Source organism: Streptomyces sp. NPDC049915 (assembly GCF_040656475.1).
GTDB lineage: Bacteria > Actinomycetota > Actinomycetes > Streptomycetales > Streptomycetaceae > Streptomyces.
In genome coordinates this window covers 94,576-111,403 of sequence record NZ_JBFAMH010000025.1, presented here as the reverse complement: position 1 = coordinate 111,403, position 16,828 = coordinate 94,576, and the positions used below count along the sequence as shown (strand labels likewise).

General features: G+C 67.0%; 20 protein-coding genes. 5 read left to right on the top strand and 15 right to left on the bottom strand.

What is annotated here, in order from left to right; translation table 11 throughout:
• The first annotated feature begins 39 nt into the window (after window positions 1-39).
• Window positions 40-570 carry a hypothetical protein gene (locus AB0J12_RS31785; protein WP_363268029.1) on the top strand — a complete coding sequence of 177 codons (531 nt, stop codon included), beginning with the start codon at window positions 40-42 and terminating at the stop codon, window positions 568-570.
• A 58-nt stretch (window positions 571-628) separates the two neighbouring features.
• On the top strand, window positions 629-1,207 hold the full coding sequence (locus tag AB0J12_RS31780; protein WP_363268027.1) for a hypothetical protein: 579 nt from the start codon (window positions 629-631) through the stop codon (window positions 1,205-1,207).
• Between the two features lie 7 nt (window positions 1,208-1,214).
• Here the strand turns inward: AB0J12_RS31780 and AB0J12_RS31775 are convergent, their stop codons facing one another.
• From AB0J12_RS31775 to AB0J12_RS31735, 9 genes are all read right to left on the bottom strand, one after another.
• Window positions 1,215-2,651: a PE-PGRS family protein gene (locus AB0J12_RS31775; protein WP_363268025.1), complete on the bottom strand. Its 1,437-nt coding sequence runs from the start codon at window positions 2,649-2,651 to the stop codon at window positions 1,215-1,217.
• Between the two features lie 124 nt (window positions 2,652-2,775).
• Window positions 2,776-3,456, bottom strand: a complete 681-nt coding sequence (locus tag AB0J12_RS31770) for a hypothetical protein (RefSeq protein WP_363268024.1) — start codon at window positions 3,454-3,456, stop codon at window positions 2,776-2,778.
• 96 nt (window positions 3,457-3,552) lie between these two features.
• Window positions 3,553-4,287: a hypothetical protein gene (locus tag AB0J12_RS31765; protein WP_363268023.1), complete on the bottom strand. Its 735-nt coding sequence runs from the start codon at window positions 4,285-4,287 to the stop codon at window positions 3,553-3,555.
• Window positions 4,288-4,297: 10 nt separating this feature from the next.
• A complete protein-coding gene (locus AB0J12_RS31760; protein WP_363268022.1) occupies window positions 4,298-4,606 on the bottom strand; it encodes a hypothetical protein in 309 nt (102 codons plus the stop codon).
• A gap of 10 nt (window positions 4,607-4,616) precedes the next feature.
• The gene (locus tag AB0J12_RS31755; RefSeq protein ID WP_363268021.1) at window positions 4,617-6,104 is read right to left on the bottom strand and encodes a C2 family cysteine protease; all 1,488 of its coding nucleotides are present in this window, start codon (window positions 6,102-6,104) and stop codon (window positions 4,617-4,619) included.
• The gene (locus tag AB0J12_RS31750) at window positions 6,104-6,457 is read right to left on the bottom strand and encodes a hypothetical protein (RefSeq protein WP_363268020.1); all 354 of its coding nucleotides are present in this window, start codon (window positions 6,455-6,457) and stop codon (window positions 6,104-6,106) included. Before AB0J12_RS31750 ends, AB0J12_RS31755 begins: the two co-directional genes overlap by 1 nt.
• Window positions 6,458-6,607: 150 nt before the next feature.
• Window positions 6,608-7,027: a hypothetical protein gene (locus tag AB0J12_RS31745; protein ID WP_363268019.1), complete on the bottom strand. Its 420-nt coding sequence runs from the start codon at window positions 7,025-7,027 to the stop codon at window positions 6,608-6,610.
• A 1,373-nt stretch (window positions 7,028-8,400) separates the two neighbouring features.
• Entirely contained in the window at window positions 8,401-9,864 is a 1,464-nt protein-coding gene (locus AB0J12_RS31740) for a hypothetical protein (RefSeq protein WP_363268018.1), read from the bottom strand.
• Window positions 9,857-10,189: an SAV_915 family protein gene (locus AB0J12_RS31735; protein WP_363268016.1), complete on the bottom strand. Its 333-nt coding sequence runs from the start codon at window positions 10,187-10,189 to the stop codon at window positions 9,857-9,859. Before AB0J12_RS31735 ends, AB0J12_RS31740 begins: the two co-directional genes overlap by 8 nt.
• A gap of 182 nt (window positions 10,190-10,371) precedes the next feature.
• On the opposite strand from AB0J12_RS31735, the gene AB0J12_RS31730 reads away from it, so the two are divergent.
• The gene (locus tag AB0J12_RS31730; RefSeq protein ID WP_363268014.1) at window positions 10,372-10,674 is read left to right on the top strand and encodes a hypothetical protein; all 303 of its coding nucleotides are present in this window, start codon (window positions 10,372-10,374) and stop codon (window positions 10,672-10,674) included.
• Between the two features lie 223 nt (window positions 10,675-10,897).
• A complete protein-coding gene (locus AB0J12_RS31725; protein WP_363268013.1) occupies window positions 10,898-11,152 on the top strand; it encodes a hypothetical protein in 255 nt (84 codons plus the stop codon).
• A gap of 190 nt (window positions 11,153-11,342) precedes the next feature.
• Here AB0J12_RS31725 and AB0J12_RS31720 read toward each other — a convergent pair whose 3' ends face one another.
• The 3 genes from AB0J12_RS31720 to AB0J12_RS31710 form a co-directional block, all read right to left on the bottom strand.
• Complete coding sequence (locus AB0J12_RS31720; RefSeq protein ID WP_363268012.1) at window positions 11,343-11,675, bottom strand: hypothetical protein; 333 nt, start codon at window positions 11,673-11,675, stop codon at window positions 11,343-11,345.
• Between the two features lie 71 nt (window positions 11,676-11,746).
• Window positions 11,747-12,097: a hypothetical protein gene (locus AB0J12_RS31715; protein ID WP_363268011.1), complete on the bottom strand. Its 351-nt coding sequence runs from the start codon at window positions 12,095-12,097 to the stop codon at window positions 11,747-11,749.
• 22 nt (window positions 12,098-12,119) lie between these two features.
• Window positions 12,120-14,279, bottom strand: a complete 2,160-nt coding sequence (locus tag AB0J12_RS31710; protein ID WP_363268010.1) for an alpha/beta hydrolase — start codon at window positions 14,277-14,279, stop codon at window positions 12,120-12,122.
• Between the two features lie 114 nt (window positions 14,280-14,393).
• Here AB0J12_RS31710 and AB0J12_RS31705 point away from each other — a divergent pair, with 114 nt between their 5' ends.
• Complete coding sequence (locus AB0J12_RS31705; protein ID WP_363268009.1) at window positions 14,394-14,639, top strand: hypothetical protein; 246 nt, start codon at window positions 14,394-14,396, stop codon at window positions 14,637-14,639.
• 35 nt (window positions 14,640-14,674) lie between these two features.
• On the opposite strand, the gene AB0J12_RS31700 is transcribed toward AB0J12_RS31705, so the two are convergent.
• Genes AB0J12_RS31700 through AB0J12_RS31690 form a run of 3 tightly spaced genes read right to left on the bottom strand, consistent with a single transcriptional unit; the run spans window position 14,675 to window position 16,809 of the window.
• Window positions 14,675-15,238, bottom strand: coding sequence for a hypothetical protein (locus AB0J12_RS31700; protein WP_363268008.1), 564 nt, complete (start codon window positions 15,236-15,238; stop codon window positions 14,675-14,677).
• A 37-nt stretch (window positions 15,239-15,275) separates the two neighbouring features.
• Complete coding sequence (locus AB0J12_RS31695) at window positions 15,276-15,740, bottom strand: hypothetical protein (RefSeq protein WP_363268007.1); 465 nt, start codon at window positions 15,738-15,740, stop codon at window positions 15,276-15,278.
• Between the two features lie 55 nt (window positions 15,741-15,795).
• Window positions 15,796-16,809, bottom strand: coding sequence for a hypothetical protein (locus AB0J12_RS31690; RefSeq protein ID WP_363268006.1), 1,014 nt, complete (start codon window positions 16,807-16,809; stop codon window positions 15,796-15,798).
• Window positions 16,810-16,828 lie beyond the last annotated feature (19 nt).

The window sequence follows — 16,828 nt, the reverse complement described above, 5'->3', positions numbered from 1 at the left end:
TCTTCAGTGACTGATTTCGAATTCGACCTGGCCCCGATCATGACGCGTGACGTACAGGGATACCGAGGCAGTGTCGGGCCCTTCGGAGACGTGGACGTGCGGTCGATGCTGACCAGCGGGGCGACCCGGCACAACGAGGCGGTGCTGAAGGGAGAACACTTCCCGGAGACCGTGTTCAGCGGTGGGGGAAGCGGTGGGGTGCCCTCTCTCGACGGGGGGTGGCTCCAGATCGACGGCATCCCCGTACGCATCGACCTGCGCGTCAAGGGGGTGCGTAAGGGATCCCGCTGGCTGGATATGTGGTACCTCGACCGGCAGTACACCTACAGGTCGGCCGGCCAGGGCAAGGAAGCGGTCCTGAGCCGGGGGCCGGTCACCATCACCATCGATCGTGCCGTGGGGAAACCCGGAGTCGAGCGGATGGGAAGGGCCGAGGGTGGTGCGGACGCGACGGACCTGGCCATCGCCATCGTCTTCGAACAGGTCGACACGGCGTGCCTGACACTCACAGGTGCCTTGCTGGCCATTCCGAAAGGCTTCCTCATGGGGAACGGACGGGACGAGGGGTGACCCCATGACAGCCACTTCTCCCGCCGGGGGACTGGCGGCGGACTGCACGCCGCCATGGATGGCCACCAGGCGATCCCGCCGCTGGCCCGGCACCGTCGGCACTCTCGTCGTCACCCCGCTGGCGCTGACCGGCTGCGCCTGGCTCGCTCAGCGGCAGGGGACGTTCCTCGTCGTAATCGGGGCGCTGCTGTCCCTGCTCGTGCTCGTGGTGGCATGGGCCATGTGCGGCGCCGGACCCGGCACGTTCGTGGCCGTCCTGGGCTTCGCCTTCGGCCTCTTCTGGGGCCCCGCCATGAACGACTACGTCCTCGACCACCGCGGCGTGCGGCACGACGCCGTGGTCGTGGACACGAGCTCGTATCACCGCAAGCACGGCGAGGGGCGCACCTGCAGCGTGGTGCCCACCGACACCGCCCAGCGCCTCTCCTACGACGTCGACGGCACCGACGGTTGCGCCGACGGCCTCGGACGGGGCAGCCGTGTCACGCTCGTCGTCGACCCCGAGGGCTGGCTGGCGCCCCGGCTCGGCACCGAGGTCGGGGGCGTGGCGCCGTATCTGGTGTGGACGTCCGCGGCTCTGTTCGCCGGCATGGAGGCGTTCATCCTGTACGGTCGGTTGCGCAGGCGCCGCCCGTAGCCGCGGCTCAGAACCAGTTCATCGGATTGGCCTTGGACTTGGCGATGCTCTTGCCCAGGTCCTTCGCCTTGTTCCCCACCCAGTCGGCCGCCTTGCCGGCACCTTCCTTGATGTCGTCCCAGTGCTGGACGATCTTGGCGCCGCCGTAGACGATGCCCGTTCCCACCGCCAGACCGATGGTCACCGGGTTCGGCGCGACCATGGCCGCCGTCAGTGACGCGTTGAAGCCGACCTCGGCCACGTCGGCGACGTAGGCCGCGCCCTTCTTCTTGAACGCGTCGACGGGATTGCCCTGGGAGATGACGTTGGCGGCGCTGAAGGCGGTCGACGCCACGCCGCCGACGATGCCGGCGCCGCGCAGGAAGCCGGCCGTCTTGGCCGCGGCGCCGAGCCCCGTGCGCAGCGCGCCCGCGCCGCGCGCGGCGTCCGTGGCCTCGGCGACGGAGTTGGCGAACCGCTGGCTGTTGGCCGCCTTGGTGAACACCTTGACCAGACTCGCGTTCCCCGCGCGGGCGACGGCCTGGCCGGAGTGCGTGAAGCCGCCGTACATCTTGGCGACATCGTCCGAACCCACCAGGAAGTCGATGACGCCGTTGGCCCGCAGGGTGTTCACCAACGGTGTAGCGCGGGCCCAGTTGTAGCCCTGACCGATGAGGTCGCCGCGCAGGCCGCTGGTGAGCGGGATGCGGGAGAGGCTCTGGTACGCGGTGCTGCGCCCGAAGAGATTGCCGAGCTGACCGGGCAGCCAGCTTCCGGGCGCGCTGAGGGAGCGGATCTTCGGGGACCACTTGATGAGACCGTTGCCGGCCGACCGTATGAGGCCGCTCTTGGAGCCGCGCAGGACCACCCCCAGCCGGGTCTTCCAGACGCGCAGCGCACCGGCCTTGAAGGAGTTGCCGAGCAGGACCTTGGTGAGCGAGGTGCCCTGCATGGTGACGACGGCGGTGGCGGCGGTCACGGAACCCCAGTCGCCGTAGAGACCGATCATGGAGGCGATCGTCTCCTCGTGCGGCTGGAGCCCGGGGATCTGCGCGATGGCGTGGGCCTGGAGCCGCTGGATCCAGTCCGCCAGCGACTCGTCGGGCTGCCGTTTGAACTTGTAGGCGCTCGGGTCGTCGCTGGCCGCGACGGAGTTCGCCAGGAGCAGCGCGTCGGGGCCGATCTCCTTGCCCTTGTACTTTTCGATGTCCTTGGGGCTGAAACCGGCCCACAGGAGCCCGGCCTGGGGATCGCCGCTCTCCAGGCGGGCGAAGATCGCACGCTTGCGCAGGTCGGGGGCGGTGTCCGAGACCCAACTGCGCAGGGGCTTGAGGGAGGCCACCTTGCTGGAGACGCCGAGCCGGGACGCTCTGGTGAACGCCTCGTCCAGCTTTTCCTGCACGCCACCGCGGCCGTCGAGCAGCTTCGCGAGCTGGTCGAGGTCGTCCGGATTGACGTTCCTCATGCCCATGATCCATCCCCCATTGCGTGCGTCCCCGGAACCTGTGGCCGAGGGACCGAATCGGTTTCATGCTATGGATGGGACCGCTGGTGCCGTACGAGGACCATCCGGCCTCACCCTTGTGGTGTCACCCGGTCCGCAGCAGCGCGTAGGCGAAGACCAGGCGCCGGTCGAGCCATGCCGCCCGGACCAGGAACCGGTGGTGGCCGGCCGACGTCAGGACGAGTTCGCCGTCCGACTTCCACTCCAGGGGCCGTGACTTGCCGGGCTGGTCGCCGCCCTCGGCGCCCATGTCGGCCACCGCCTGCACCACACCGAGCAGCAGCTTGCCGGCGCCGCGCTGGACCATCTCCTTGCGGCCGCCCGCGGCCCACTCCGCACTGCTCACGATCTCGGCGTGCCCCGGCTGGTCGATGCGCCACGTCGGCTTGAGGGCGTGCTTGAGGGGCGGGATACGCCGGATCGTGCCGATGACCTGGCCCTGCCCGTCGCGGACCGCGTAGCGGCGCTCACCGTCCACGTCCTGGGGCTCGTCGACGGCACAGAGCAGCCGGTGTCCCTCGGCGTCCTCGTACAGGCGCAGGTCGGTCGCCTGCGCCGGTGACTGCCGAGGGAAGAAGGCGCAGGGAGCGTTGACCCGTTGGGCGCCGCCGCCGTGGGGCACGCGGAAGGCGCGCGGGCCGAGCACGGGGTGCTTGCGCTGCGCGCCCGCCGGGCGTTCCTCGTCGCTGATGGTGAATTCCCACGCGTCGGTCCAGGGGACAGCGGGGACGGGGGGCTCGTCGACGTGCTTGTTCCTGCCGAACACCAGGGCCTCTCCAGGTCGCTGTGGGGATTGGTCCGACCATAGCCGCAGCCGCTCGCGCCCGGCCGTGCGGCCGGGCGTCGGCCCTCACCCGCAGGGCTACGCGCTCGTCCGCGTCAGCCGTACCGCCGTCTCCGTCAGCTGGGACACCCTGAACTGCACTCCCGCGAACTCGACGGTGTCGCCGACGCGTGTGTCCTTGTAGTGGGCCACAGGGATCGCCGCGCAGACCCCGGTGAAGCCGGCCACCCCGGTGTCGGTGTCGATGTAGGACACCGTGATCGACAGGCCGGTCGGGAAGCGCCAGACGCCGCCGTTGCGGAGTACGGAGAGGGTCTGGCCGCGGGGCGGGAAGCCCTTGCCCGCGGCGGCCAGGACGGACGGGTTGTTCGTGAAGCACAGGCCGTTGTCCGCCTCGCCTCCGACGGGCTTCAGCGACCGGGGCGCCGCGGCGGCCGCCCCCTTGTCCTTCGCGTCCGTCGGTTCGAGTACCACGCGGTAGGAGCAGATCTGGGAGACCGTGAAAGCGTGTCCCGCGGCCGTGATCCGCTGCCCGGTGCGTACGGTCTGCTGCCGCTGGCCCGCCTGGTACTTCGCGCCCTCGCGCAGGACGGCCGTACGGGTCGTGCCGTCGGCTTCCGCGGCGGCGTACTGCACACCCCCGCCCCCAGGGAGGCGGAAGCCGCCGCCGCGCAGGACGTGCAGCCCGTCCGCCGGCGCCTGCCCCACGCACACCGGACCCTTGTCCGCGGCCGACGCTGCCGCCGGCTGCTGGTGGCCGCCCTCGTCGGAGCTGCCGCATCCCGTCAGCGCCAGCAGCGCCGCGGCACCCATGACGGCTTGGCTACTGACCCGCCTGAACACCACTGTCCTCCTCGCCCCCGCCGGCCACGCGCTCCAGTACGACACGGGTACGGTAGTCGACCTCCGCGACCCGCCAGCTGTCGCCGGTGATCTCCACGACGTCCCCGGGGGTGAGGTTGTCGTACGCCGCGACCAGGCGGCCCTCGCAGCTGACCTTGATCTGACCGTGCACCGACGGACTCGCGAAGATGCCCGCGACGACCCGGTGCTGCCGCCCCTCGTGCTCGATGGTGTAGGGCCGGTGGTAGCGCAGCGGCCAGCGCCCGGCGACCTCGAAGGGGTATTTCACATGCGGTCGGTCAGGGAGCATCGAACGCCTCGGGGCCTTGGAAGTACTTGTTGAACTGATCCTGCGACACGGTGATGGGCGGGTAGCTGGAGCCCCAGGGGTTGCCCAGGATGATCTTGCCGTCGTCGGTGAAGCCACGGACGTAGTAGGCGTGGTTGGTGCAGTAGGAGGGTTCCCACTCGGGCGGGTGGTTCTTCTCCAGGCTTTCGTCGTCCGGGGTGGAGACGGTCACGACCTTGCCGGAGTCGAAGGCCTTCTTCAGCGAGGCGATGTTCTTGTCGTCGTGCTCGCCGATGCCCAGGAAGCCACCGGCGGTGAGGTCCTCGCCCTCCTTGCCGGTGAGGTACGGCGAGGACTTCTTCGGGTCGTCGCCCTCGATGCCGCCGTAGCCGCGCTCACCGTCGCCGTCGTCCGAGTAGACCATCGCGAAGGCCTTCTCGTAGTACGCGGGCCAGGACTCCCCGTTGCCGTACGTGCTGATCGGGTTGCCGTTCTGGTCCGTCGGCAGATCGGCGGTCATGGTGACCCACTGGTAGTTGCCCGACTTGTCCCAGACGCGGACGCTGACGGTGCCGTTGGGGTTCTGCTTGATGCCGTCCTGGACGAACTTCGGGTCCTTCTGGGCCAGTCCGGCGAGCGAGGCGACGTACCAGCAGTCCCCGAACTGGTGCTGGTTGACGTCGTCGGCGGACACACCGTCCTTGAACAGCGGATCGCTGGGGGTCGCCCAGTGGATGCCGCTGTTGCTCTGGCCGTTCTGGTTGTTGCCGCCGTCCTCGTACGCCCCGGTGTTGGTGAACGTCGGCTGCGTGCCGGGAAAGGCCGCCTGGAATTTCGGCACGTTCTCCGGGCTGATCTTCGCGAGCATCCGGCTGAGGGTGTCCCGGCGCCGGTCCTCCGGCAGGCCGTTCTCGTCGAACGGGTTCCAGCCGGAGTCGTCGGTGTTCGTCAGCAGCTGGTTGTAGAAGGCGAGGTCCTTCGGGGAGGCCTTCGTCACCAGTGCGTCGAGTTCGGCGGCGGTCAGCCCGTCGAGCTCACCGGAGACCTTCTCCAGGTCGTCGCGGTTGCCGTTGGTGCCGAAGTCCTTGCCCTGGAGCTCCTGCAGATGACGCAGCGCGTCGTCGATCTTCTTCGGGTCGGGCGGCTGCTCGTCGAGGAAGAGGGCTCCGTCACCGACCGGGTAGCCGCGCCGCTCCAGCTCCTGCAGCCCTTCGAGCTGTTTGATACGGCGCTTCATCGACGTCTGCATGTCGCCGAGCTCGCCGCCGAGCGAGCCCGGCAGGCGCCGGCGTCCGAAGAACGGCATCGGTACGAGGTCGCCGACGAGGTCCTGCAGGTCGGGGTTGCGCGAGGCGTTCTGGCCGGGCGGCAGATTCTGCTGGGCGGTGGTGAGGAGGGTGGCGAGGCGGGAGTGCAGCTTGCCGGAGTTGCGGCCCAGCGTGTCCAGGTCGTTCGCGAGCGTGGACAGCTTGCCCGCATCGAATCCTCGGAAGGCCATCAGTTGCCGCCCGTTCCGGCCTTGGCCTTGTCCTTCTCCTTGGCCTGCCGGTCCAGCTCGTCTGCCTGGCTCTCCCAGCGGGTGGCGTCCGCCAGCAGGGAGGTGCCCATGCCGTTCAGTGTGGCCTGGCGCTGCTTCAGCTTGCCGGTGCACTCGTCGGCGAAGGGGCCCTGCCAGATCGCGCCCTCGTCACCTCCGGTACGGAACGCGGCGGCGCGCGGGGAGGCCCGCTTCACCACGTCGTCGAGGTACGGACCGAGCTGCCGCGCCAGCGACCGCGCCTCGCGCGCGCACGCCCTCAGCTGCTCGGCCTTCTTCTTCAACTCGGCGCCGTCGTCGGCGGTCGGGCCCACGTCTGTCTTCCTCCCCGTTGACTGCTGCTCGTGGCTCTGTGGTCAGCAGTAGTGCTGGGGAAGCATATGAGGGCCGGGCAAGGCGTCCTCATCGGCGTCGGGAATCTCCCCGCGCGAGCACAAGCTCGCCACGAATGCTCCGCACATCTCTCACGCGGCGTGCCCGGCGTACCTCGCACGCCGGTTCCCCGCACGCGCCACCGCGATCCCGGCGAACCCGGCGAGCGACGCGCCGGCGAGCACGGCGGAGGTCAGGAGGGGGGACGGACTGGGCCCCTTCACGCCGGGCCGTGCGCGCGCGTGTTCATGGACGTGCGGCGGCACGGGGTTCCCGTCTCCGTACACGGAGACGTCGCGCAGGCCGTCCAGCAGTCGGTCTGCCTTCCCGGCCATGTACCCCCCGACCTCGGCCGCAAGGAGGTGCAGCACCTGCAGTCCGACGCATCCCGCGCTCACGACCGCGAGACCGAGCAGAACGCCGGGCACGGCGTACCAGCCTGCGCGCGGCCGCAGCGCCGGGGAACTGCGGCGGGGAGCGGGCGGCACGGAGGAGGACGGAATCGATGGCATACACGCAGCGTGGGCCGCGGCGGTGGTGAGCGTCGTGAGTACGGCTACTCATCCGCGTGAGTGCACCGGCCCTCTACTCATATCCGCCGTTGCGCGGATGCGGGCGCAGGAAAAGGAGCGCCTCAGGTACTCCGTCCTCAATGCCTGAGAACCCTTCGTGGAACCACGAGCGTTGCGGTGCAGCGCGACGTCTACGCCCTCGACCGTCCGCCGCCCCTCGGCAAGACTCGGGAAACCGGCCCCGGCCCGAGTACGCGACGCGCGGCAACCGCTCACCGAACAGCTCGGCAAAACCACGGTAGGCGCTGGGGGCACCGTTCTGCCGCTGAACGGTCACATGCCCCGAGCTCCCGAGCAGCCCCTGCTATCCGGCCAGTCCCAAGCCCTTGAAGGACTCCAGCTTGTGGGTCTCTTCCCTCATGGGGGGCACTGCACGAAAGGTGCGTTCGAGCATGGGTTGGAAACGAGGGCCAGAGAATACTGCGCCGTCTCGTTACCAGTTCTGCGGCGTCGCTCGCGCCGGTGTCAAAAGATGAGGGAGGTGGCAGACGGAGGACGTCCCGGACGCGCCGATTGCCTTGCTTCACTGTGCCCACTCGACGTACCCGCCAGGAACGGGCGCCGTGAACGTCAACCTTGCTTCTTGCATGGCGCGGCCCGAAGCATTGGAGAACCGCTACTGGAGACCTCAGCCGGCAAGAAGGCTGAAGCAGAAGAACCTCAGACTCCAGGCTGTGACAGGGATGCTATGGCTTGGAGAGGCGAACACTTCCGGCGTTCGACTTTTGGGTGCGGTCGGATGCGGTTGGTGATGCTTCTGGGAACGCGCGAAGGACCCGACGACGGCGGGCGACTACGGCGGAAGTCAAACCAAGGCATACGAGCGCCAGCGCCGAAGTCCCGTACGCCGGAAGGTTCGGGGGCGGCTCCTCGACCCAACTGCGCTCAAGAACCCGCGACGGATCCGTAGGATCGTAGGTGACGATCATCGAAGCACCAGTGTGTGTGTCGGGGTACATCCCGGCATAGTCCGAGAGCTTCATCTCGGTGCCCGCTCGTCGGCTGCTCAGGAGTCGGACCTTCACATACCTCGGCTTGGAGTCCACCCCGACCACCGTGGCAGCAGCTGTAATTCCGTGGGACCGTAGATCTCTCACCAAGGAGCGGGATGGGAGCCAAAAGGTGAGGGCCATTCCGATGCAGAACAGAGATACGCCGAATGTTCCCCAGATTACCCGTCGCCGTGGGAGCTTGGGTCGTGGTCGCCACTCCGCGACTCTGGCGGCAGCTTGGCGCGACTTCTCCACGCCAGGGGGAAGCCGGTAGTCGTCCGAGGGGCGTTTCCTCTTTTTTTCAGTCATTGTAGGTCAACTTCATGAAAACCATCCTGACACCGTGTCCTTCACACTTGAAGCCGCATCGCCGATCTTCTTGCCGGCGTCTTTGACGGCACCGGTAACCGCATTGACACCCTTCCTGCCGATGGGAGACTTGATGAGATAGGAGGCTGCATAACCGACACCGAAACCCACCACGACACCTGCCGCGATTCCCCATCCGACCGGCCCTCCGACAGCGGCAACCGCCGCGGTGGCGGCCCACGTCCCACCAGCCCCGGCCGCCATACCGCCGACGTTCGCGGCGATCGCAACGTCCTTTTCTTCTCCGTGGCCGATGTCCCACGCGGTGGCACCAATGGTGAGGATGGTGCCGACCAGGGGCAACTTGCCGCCGAGTCTGACAGCCCGACCGAAGAGTGTGGTAGTGCTGGGCGGCCTCAGGCCTGGAACCTTTCCGATGAGCCAACTGCCGCCGTCGGCGACGGAGGCTTCCATCAGCCGAGAGAAGGAACCCATGCCGTACTTGGCGAGAATGCGTTCGGCTTCGCGGGCGGACTGCTTGGAGGCCCGAGCGGCACGCTTGGTGGCGTTCTTGAAGGCCCTTTTGTCTGCCTTACTCATGGCGTTGATGCGTCGATCATACAGTTGACTCGCCTCGTCACTGAACTTCTGTGACTGTTCCCAGTAATTGCCGGCGTATTTCGCCTGCATCCCGATCACGCTGGCCAATAGGCCCGCACTGTCGGACCAGGTGTCAGCAGGATCGGTCAGCTTCTGCGCCGCGATCTTTGTATGCTTCCAGGCGATGTCCCAGAGATCTGGATCGTCACCCTGCATGAGCGCACGATTGAGCGCTGCGCTCGGCTCGTCCTTCGAGAACTCTCCGTGGAAGAGCGCCGCGGTCTTCTCGAAGCCAGGTGCTGGAGCGTCCGCGTTGACTGCAGTCGTGAAAGCGGACCCGAAGACTTTGACATCATTCTCTGCCGTTGGGGCATCGGCGGCGGCAACGACCATCGGAAGATTCTTGGCGAGAGCCGGGTTCATTTTAGCAAAGAAGGCCGACGTGAAATCTGGATCGCCCTTTCGTTTCGCCAACTCCTCTGCGATCCGATGGAATTCTGGGCCGGCCTCGGTTGGATCGAGGTCGGCAGCCTTGTTGGTGTCCTCCGCGAGCTTTTTGCCGGCCTCTCGGGCCTCACTGATTGTGAGGATGGGTTCCGGCAGCTGAACCATTGTGCCGGGCTTGCGGATCCCCTGTTGATCCAACTCCATGGCAGCGGCGAGTGCCTGGCGGCGGCGCAGCATGGGCAGCTCGTCATCCACCCAGCTTGCGATCTTACCGATTTCAGTGAAGTTACCCGTATCGAGACCGAACTTCTGAAATCTACTCATATAGGATGATTTGACACCGTGCAGGGTCTCGCTGCTCGATTCGAGGTTCTTGATCGTCCTTTGAAGGTTGTCCGGGTTGATGCCGGAGAAGTTGGGGTCAACCACTCGTTGAATCCTCTTCCATGCCGTCGGCCAGTTGTGGGTCGATGAGTACCGCTTGGGCACCCGACCCGCTGAGGGCGATACCTACTTCGTTCACGGGGACGATGACCCAGGGTTGATGCTCGCCCATGGCCTCCACGAGCAGCGGAACGGTAGTGAATGCGAGAGCGGCGAGTCGCTCCTTGCCGCTGTCGTCGGCCACAGGGATGAGAGTCACCTCGACGGTGCCGTCCACGAGCGGAGCCCCGTCAGGCCCCTGCGGCACCTCCGTGATGGTAGGCAGTACGAGGACTTCCGGAGCGCCCTCTGCGGTGTCAGTTGAGGTCATCACCTCAGGTTATGGGGTCGCGAGGCGGCAAGCAATGCGACCTTTGGGTCGCATGAAGAGCCCGGTACCTTTGTGTTCCGTAATGACGCGCGACCCCCGACGGCTCCGGCAACTCCGGGCGTACGCGGACGAGTCGTCCGGCAACGCTTCGTCAAATATGTAATGAATCAGAGGTGAGTCATGTGACGGATCCCGAGCCGAAGGTAGCCAATCCGAGAAGGGCCGATCTGGAACGGTTGCGCAGTGATCTTTCCAAAGAGGTGGACGCACTCAAGAAGGCCTTGCAAGGTCCGACAGAAGAGATCGGCGGCAGCGAGGTCTGGGTCGGGAAGAACGCGCGTGCCTGGCATCGCGAATTGGAAGGACGGCACAAGCGATTGGGTGAGCAGGTCGACAAGCTTCTCCCAATCGTGGATGCCGCCATCCGGGCCGAGCCGGAGAAGGTTTCCGCAAGCGAGGCTCGCTCGTACCACAAGGCAATCTGAGCTCTGGGTCCCGGGCAAGTGCGGTGGGCTAAGGGAAAGGAGCATTCTCGCCGGCAGTCTGCACTGCTCGTACTTCAGCCAGGCGAGGTCGCCGGTTCCCGGGGCCTGGGCCTGGGCCGTGAGGAGATCGGCGAGGGCGCGGGGAAGCTCGCAGACGGGACCAAGAGTCTCGCGTAAGACGCTGCGGACCAGCCGGAGCGGGCGGGCGCTGACGATCTGGGCGGTGGGCCCGCAGTACCGGTACGCGGAGGTCGGTAACCCGCGCCGTCACATCCTGGAGCGCCCCGAGTCCCGGACCGTCATGGACCGCTCCAGCGCGAACGACCCGCAGCGCATCTCCGGTACGGCCCACGGTTCCGCCGACTCGGTCGACCTCAGCCTCGCCATCCTGTTCGAGGGCGTGTACACGCGCAACCTGTCGCTGCGCGGGGCGCTGATCTCGGCACCGGGGCGCTTGATGGACCGGCTCGGCGACTAGGCCCTGTCGTTCGGATCACTCCGGCGTCGCGGGGTCTGGCACGCCCATCTGCGGCGTTGTCGTCGGTCCCTGACGCTCCGCGTCGACTCCCTCCTCCGCCTTGCAGTTGCACGCACCAGGCCCCGCTCGGGTCGACCCATAGGTACCGCACCTCATAGCCGGCCTGATCCGAACGACAGGACCTAAGGGGTCAGGGCTCCACGGCGCCCGTGAAGGTCAGGCCCCCGTTCGCGGCGTACAGGCGGCCACTCGCCACGCCCGGCTTCATGACGCGGGCGGAGCGATCGTCGCTGTCCGTGGCTTCCGAGAAGATCCGCCAGCCGTGCTGGGCGAGGTGGCCGGTGCTCAGCTTGAGCAGGCGGTCGTTGGACCGGGCCTCGTCGGGGTCCCAGCCGGCGACGCGGATCGACGGGGTGGCCGCCGAGCCGAACTCGTCGTCCGGGTGGACCGCCTTGGGGGTCGCGGCCTTGATCGCCGCGCGGATCTCGGCGGCGACGTCCTGCTGGATCTCTTCGATGGTCATGGCGTTACGCCTCTGTCCTCGCTCGTCGGATGCTGTCCCTGTCGGTTTGCCCGGCCGGGTCGTGCCGCGCGTCAGGAGTCCTGCACCAGCCCGTGGAACGACACCGCGGTCTTCCCGGTCGAAAAGGCACCCCCGCCGAGCCCGTCCTTGGCTGCATGGAAGGTGGACTCCGTTCCGGTCTCCGACTCCGCCTCGCCGCGCATACGTTCGTCGACGACCCAGCCCCTGGAACGCAACCGGGAGACGAGCGCGTCGGCCAGTTCGTCGGCCGACCTTGGTTCCGAGGCGTCGAACGCGGTGAGGGCGATGGCGTCCGACGAGATCACGGACGGCAGATCCATGACCGTCGCCCCCGGGAGCACGGTCCGGATGACCGACGTGACCTCTTCGGTCAGGGCTAGGCGGTTTTTCTGTTCAGCCACGGTGGCTTCCTCTCGGCTGGCTCTAAAAGACGAAGTTCACGACGGAGTCGACGACGTCGCCGCCCTTGCTCAGTGCCTTCTTTCCGGTGTCCAGACCGCTGGCGAGCATGTCCCCGCCCTTGTCCACGGTCTGTTCGAAGGCATCGTCCACGGAGTTGACGATCTCGGCGCCACCGCGGGCGAAGGATTCCCTGGTCGACTGGAAGGACTTGGCGATGTCCTGTGCGTTCTTGAACGCATGGGAGGGGTTCGCCAGGGTGTCTCCCAGACCGGTCACCAGGTGACCGCCCGTGTCGAGGACACTGCCCGCCATGTCGGTTCCGGCGGAGAAGACGCGGCCACCGTCCCGGCCGAGACTGTCGGCCAGGGCGGAGGCGTCGGCGGAGATCTTGCCCGCGCCGTCGCCGAGGATGCCGAACAACTGCCGGGTGTCGTTCTGCAGGCGGTCGAGCTCCATGGCCTTGACCACCGGCCATGTGGCGATGTCCAGCGTCGCCTTGGAGGCGCCGGCCGCGGTGGCCGCGGCAGAGGCCGCCACCCAGTCGGGAGCGCCGTGGTCCTTCGCCGCCTTGTAGGCCTGCTTGTACGCGAACCGGGAGGCCAGTGTCGACACCTCGCCCATCAGTTCGTGCGGCTTCACGCGGTCGAGCATGTTGTATTTGTTGAGCACCGCGTGGAGAGGGAGGGCCACGTCGGCGAATTTGCTCCTGCCGTTGAGCAGACCCTGCACGATGGGATCGAGGTCGGCGCCCATCTTGTTGACGACCTCGGGCGGCACCTTTTTGTGGAGGAAGGTGACCAGGTCGCGTACCTCTGCAGCGCCGGGCATCTCCTGGTCGAGCGTGGTGTGTTCGAAGGTGAGTGCTTTCCCGCCGCCGAAGAAGATGCCCCGCATGTTCGTGAGGGCATCGGTGCCCTCCTTGTAGTACTGGGAATGTCCGGTGGCACCGTTCGTCTCGAGCCGCGTGATGTCCTTGAAGTCGGCCGGATCGTCGCCGTGCCCCTGCGTGTAGGAGACGAGGTCCTCGGGGGCACGCATGGCGTAGAACTTGGTGTTCGGCATGTGGAAGTCCGCAACCGAGTGGATGTTGGGACCGAGCCCGGGACTTCCCATGAACGTGACGTTGTCGATGTTCGTCAGCCCGTTCTGCAGGGCTTTGCTGGTGACGACGGTTCCGTAACTGTGCGCGAAGATGCTTGTCTTCGCGTCCGGTTTCAGATTAACCGCGATGCCCTGGCGGAAGGCGTTCAGTTGTCGCCCGCCGACTTCCGCCTTCTCAGGGTTGACGGAGTCGCCGATCTCCGGTGTGTCGTACCCTAACCAGCTGACCACCGCGGTGTCCGGCTGCTCGTACCCCCGCTTGTCCGTGGCCAGTGCGTAACCCCCGGAAGAGAAACCGTTGAAGTTGTCGAGGCGATTGGTGATGCCTGGAACGCGAAACGCCACGTTCGTAGCGGTTTGCAGGTCGCCGACGACCTCGGCGACCCGGCCGTCCGGGTAGGGTGACGCCTTCGGATCGGCGGTCGAACCGAACTTCGCGTCGAACACCAGGAACTGCCGAGGGACTTCCACCTCGGTCGCTCTGTTGGTCTTGGGATCGATGAATTTCTTCACCCGTGGGCTCAGAAAGCTGCGCAGCGTTTCCACGCGGTCCTTGGTCCGCTTGTACGCGGGATCGGTGTCCGCCATGGATTTGAGGCGCTCGGATTCTTCCTGGAACTCGTTCTGAATCGAGACCCGGTTTGCGGCGAAGCGCACGTTGACCGGGACTCCGTCCAGGTTTCCCACGAGGCTCGGATTGGTCACCGCGAGTGCCGCCTGCTGGTCAGGTGAGAGCGTGGCGAAGTAGTCCTTGACAGCCTGGGCCTGCTCTTGTGGCGTACCGTCCCGATGTGCGGCGATGACGCCCTTGAGCCCCGACTCGAACTCCTTGCCGGCGCCCGGCTTCCGTGCGAGGGAAGTCGGCAGGCCGAATGCGGAGAGCGAGTCGAACGGAGACTCGGCGGGTGCTCTGAGGATATTGGCACGCCTGCGCAGATCGATCGCGGTTTCACCCAACCACGTGGCAATCGCGGGTAAGCCGGACAGGTCTGCGGTGACACCCAGGGTGGAGGCTCGCGACTTCAGATGGGGAATCTCTCCGGCCTTGCTGTCCAGAGACTTCGCGAGCCGGTCGAGCATGTCTGGATCCGCATAAACTAACGCCATGTCTAGTACGCTGTCCCATCGATAGGCTACTGCGGTCGGGAATCGGAACCGACGCCGGTGACTGTGTGGAGAAAGCGGGGGATTTTTGTGGGAGCACAGGAAGAAGCAGGCAAGATCCGGCAGCTGGCCGAGGATGTGCGCACGTTGCTTGATCAGCCGATCGAGATCGCTGCGGATCGCCAGGCCAAACCGGATGAGCGTTGGGCGGGGCCCACGGCGGAAAAGGTGCGCGGTGAGCTGAAGGTCAGGAAGGGCCGGTTGGGCTCAATGGCCGACACCTTGGAGAAATCGGCGACGCAGCGAGGCAAGGAAGGCGACGGCGGCGGAAACTGATCGGCCTGATCGCCCGGCCATCCGCCGGCCCCCGGTCAGCCCTTGTGCCAGTCCGGATTGCGCAGACAGTCGGTGACGACTGTTGCGCCCAGAGTCTGGCTGATCTTGCCCGAGGTGAGCTTGAAGGGTGAGGCGGAAACGGTGACGCTGCCGAGCAAGCCGCTCTTGGTCACCTTCCGTACATAGCCGTCGGGTTCGTCGGGTGAGACGGTGGCTCCCTGCTGCACGGTCCATCCCCGACCGGTCAGGTGCTTCACGACCTCCTCCACCAGCTCCTTGGACTGCCGTGTGTCCGTGGGATCGCCGGGGACTGTGAGGTACAGCGTGCCCGTCCGCTTGCTGCCGTCCTTGCTGTCGAGCACGTCGCGGCCCCCGCAGTCGTCGGCGCCGGAACTCTCGTCCAGCTGCACATGCGGCATGGTCGCCTGCAAGGCGCTGACGACGTCCGGCCTCATCGCCTCGAGAGCATCGGTGTAGGCGGGCCCGGACTCCCGCTTCTTGTCCCCGCCGGATTTCCCGGGCAGCACCGAACATCCGGCGACCGTGCAGATCAGCGCGATGACGACCGCGGCCGTCCTCGCCATGTGCTGGGCTCGCATCTCAAGTTCCCCCTGTTGCATGCGGCTGCCCGGGCGGTCAGGTCCCGAGGCAGGCGGTGTTTCCGGCGAAGGTGAGGCTCTGGTTCGACGCGTCGAGGAGACCCTCCGCGTAGCCGGCCTTGTCGATCCTCGCGGCCTGGTCCTCGCTGTCGGTCGGCAGCGGATGGATCTTCCAGCCCCTTTTTTCCAGATACGCGGTGCTCTTGGTGAGGAGTTCCTCGTTGGACTGCGCCTCGTCCGGGTCCCAGCCGGCGATGCGGACGGTCAGCCGGGTGCCGGAGCAACCCGAGCCAGCGGTTGCCGTGCCGAACTCGTCTTTCGGATGGACGGCTTTGGGGGTCGCGGCCTTGATCGCCGCATGCAGCTCGGCCGAGAGGGCCGTCTTGACCTGTTGGGCGCTGACCGGCTTGGCCGCATCGTCTCCCTTGCTGCCGCATGCGCCGAGTGCGAGTGCGGCAGTGGTGGCTAATGCTGCGGTGATGAGCGGGGCACGACGATTCACGGTGACTCCCAAGGGGGCACCCCGGACATCGGGATGACGGGGCGCCCCGTGCGTCTCAGTGGTTGACGGACTGGATTTCCTGCACCTTGATGTTCTGAGTGTTCCCGAACGTCCCGCTGGGCAGGTCGTGCGGGCCCGGGTTGCCGGTCCCCGTCCAGGTGATCTCCCAGGTGACGGTGGCGCGCAGCTGGTACGTGCCGTCGCCCGACGAACGCAGATACTTCAGACCGCACGGCGGTGTTTTGTCGGCCTTGCCCCTGGCGTACGGCTCGCCGATGGAACCGTCGGCGCCGAAGCGGCACTCACCGGATCCCGGGTAGGTCTCCGCGTCCGGTGTGCCGGGTTCGAGCTTGAGGGAGACGGGCTTGGCGGTGGTGGCGGCCTCGATGGCGACCCCGCCCACGTTCAGGCTGGCGGTCACCTGCACCGGCTGGAACCTGGTCCGGTCCAGCCACGCCCAGGTCGCCAGGTTCACCTTGGTGACGTTCGCGGGCGCGAGGGTGACCTCGGTGTCGGGCAGGTGGATCCGGTTGTAGGCCAGCTCGGCGAGGACCTGCGGGGTGACGGCGTTGGGTACGGCGGGAGTGTCGCCGTTCTTCACCCAGAACGGCATCTTGTCGCAGACCTGCGCCTCCGGCTCCATCCACCGGTCCTCGTCACGGACGGCGACCCACCAGGCACCCTCGTCCGCCTTGTCGAGGTTGTAGTTCTTGTACGTGCCGTCCTTGTAGTCGGCGCGCATCATGCCGACGGCCGCCTTGGCGTAACTGTGCTGGCCAGGGGTGTTGATCGTCTCGTTGTACATGTCCTCCATGTACTTCGAGAACTGCTGGGCCGTTCGCGGCTCGTACCAGCAGGCGGGCGGCGTCCAGTCGCTCACGGGGGTGACGTTGCCGGTGCCGCCGCCCTTGGTGCCGCCGCCGGTGGCACCGGAGAAGCGGACCATGGAGACGAGATCACCGCCGGACTGCCCACCGCCCGTCTCGGTCTTGCTGCCGTTGGACGTGCCCGCTGGGCCCCAGCCGGCCATCGCCGTGCCCGGGACCAGCGCAAGGACTCCGGCCGTCACGCCAACGGCAAGCCATCTG

Coding starts and splice junctions, on each gene's coding strand:
- AB0J12_RS31775 (WP_363268025.1), bottom strand. CDS start 2,651: ATGAGGAACGTCAATCCGGACGACCTCGACCAGCTCGCGAAGCTGCTC.
- AB0J12_RS31710 (WP_363268010.1), bottom strand. CDS start 14,279: ATGCTCGACCGGCTCGCGAAGTCTCTGGACAGCAAGGCCGGAGAGATT.
- AB0J12_RS31735 (WP_363268016.1), bottom strand. CDS start 10,189: ATGACCTCAACTGACACCGCAGAGGGCGCTCCGGAAGTCCTCGTACTG.
- AB0J12_RS31720 (WP_363268012.1), bottom strand. CDS start 11,675: ATGACCATCGAAGAGATCCAGCAGGACGTCGCCGCCGAGATCCGCGCG.
- AB0J12_RS31745 (WP_363268019.1), bottom strand. CDS start 7,027: ATGCCATCGATTCCGTCCTCCTCCGTGCCGCCCGCTCCCCGCCGCAGT.
- AB0J12_RS31700 (WP_363268008.1), bottom strand. CDS start 15,238: ATGCGAGCCCAGCACATGGCGAGGACGGCCGCGGTCGTCATCGCGCTG.
- AB0J12_RS31755 (WP_363268021.1), bottom strand. CDS start 6,104: ATGGCCTTCCGAGGATTCGATGCGGGCAAGCTGTCCACGCTCGCGAAC.
- AB0J12_RS31780 (WP_363268027.1), top strand. CDS start 629: ATGGCCACCAGGCGATCCCGCCGCTGGCCCGGCACCGTCGGCACTCTC.
- AB0J12_RS31785 (WP_363268029.1), top strand. CDS start 40: ATGACGCGTGACGTACAGGGATACCGAGGCAGTGTCGGGCCCTTCGGA.
- AB0J12_RS31765 (WP_363268023.1), bottom strand. CDS start 4,287: ATGGGTGCCGCGGCGCTGCTGGCGCTGACGGGATGCGGCAGCTCCGAC.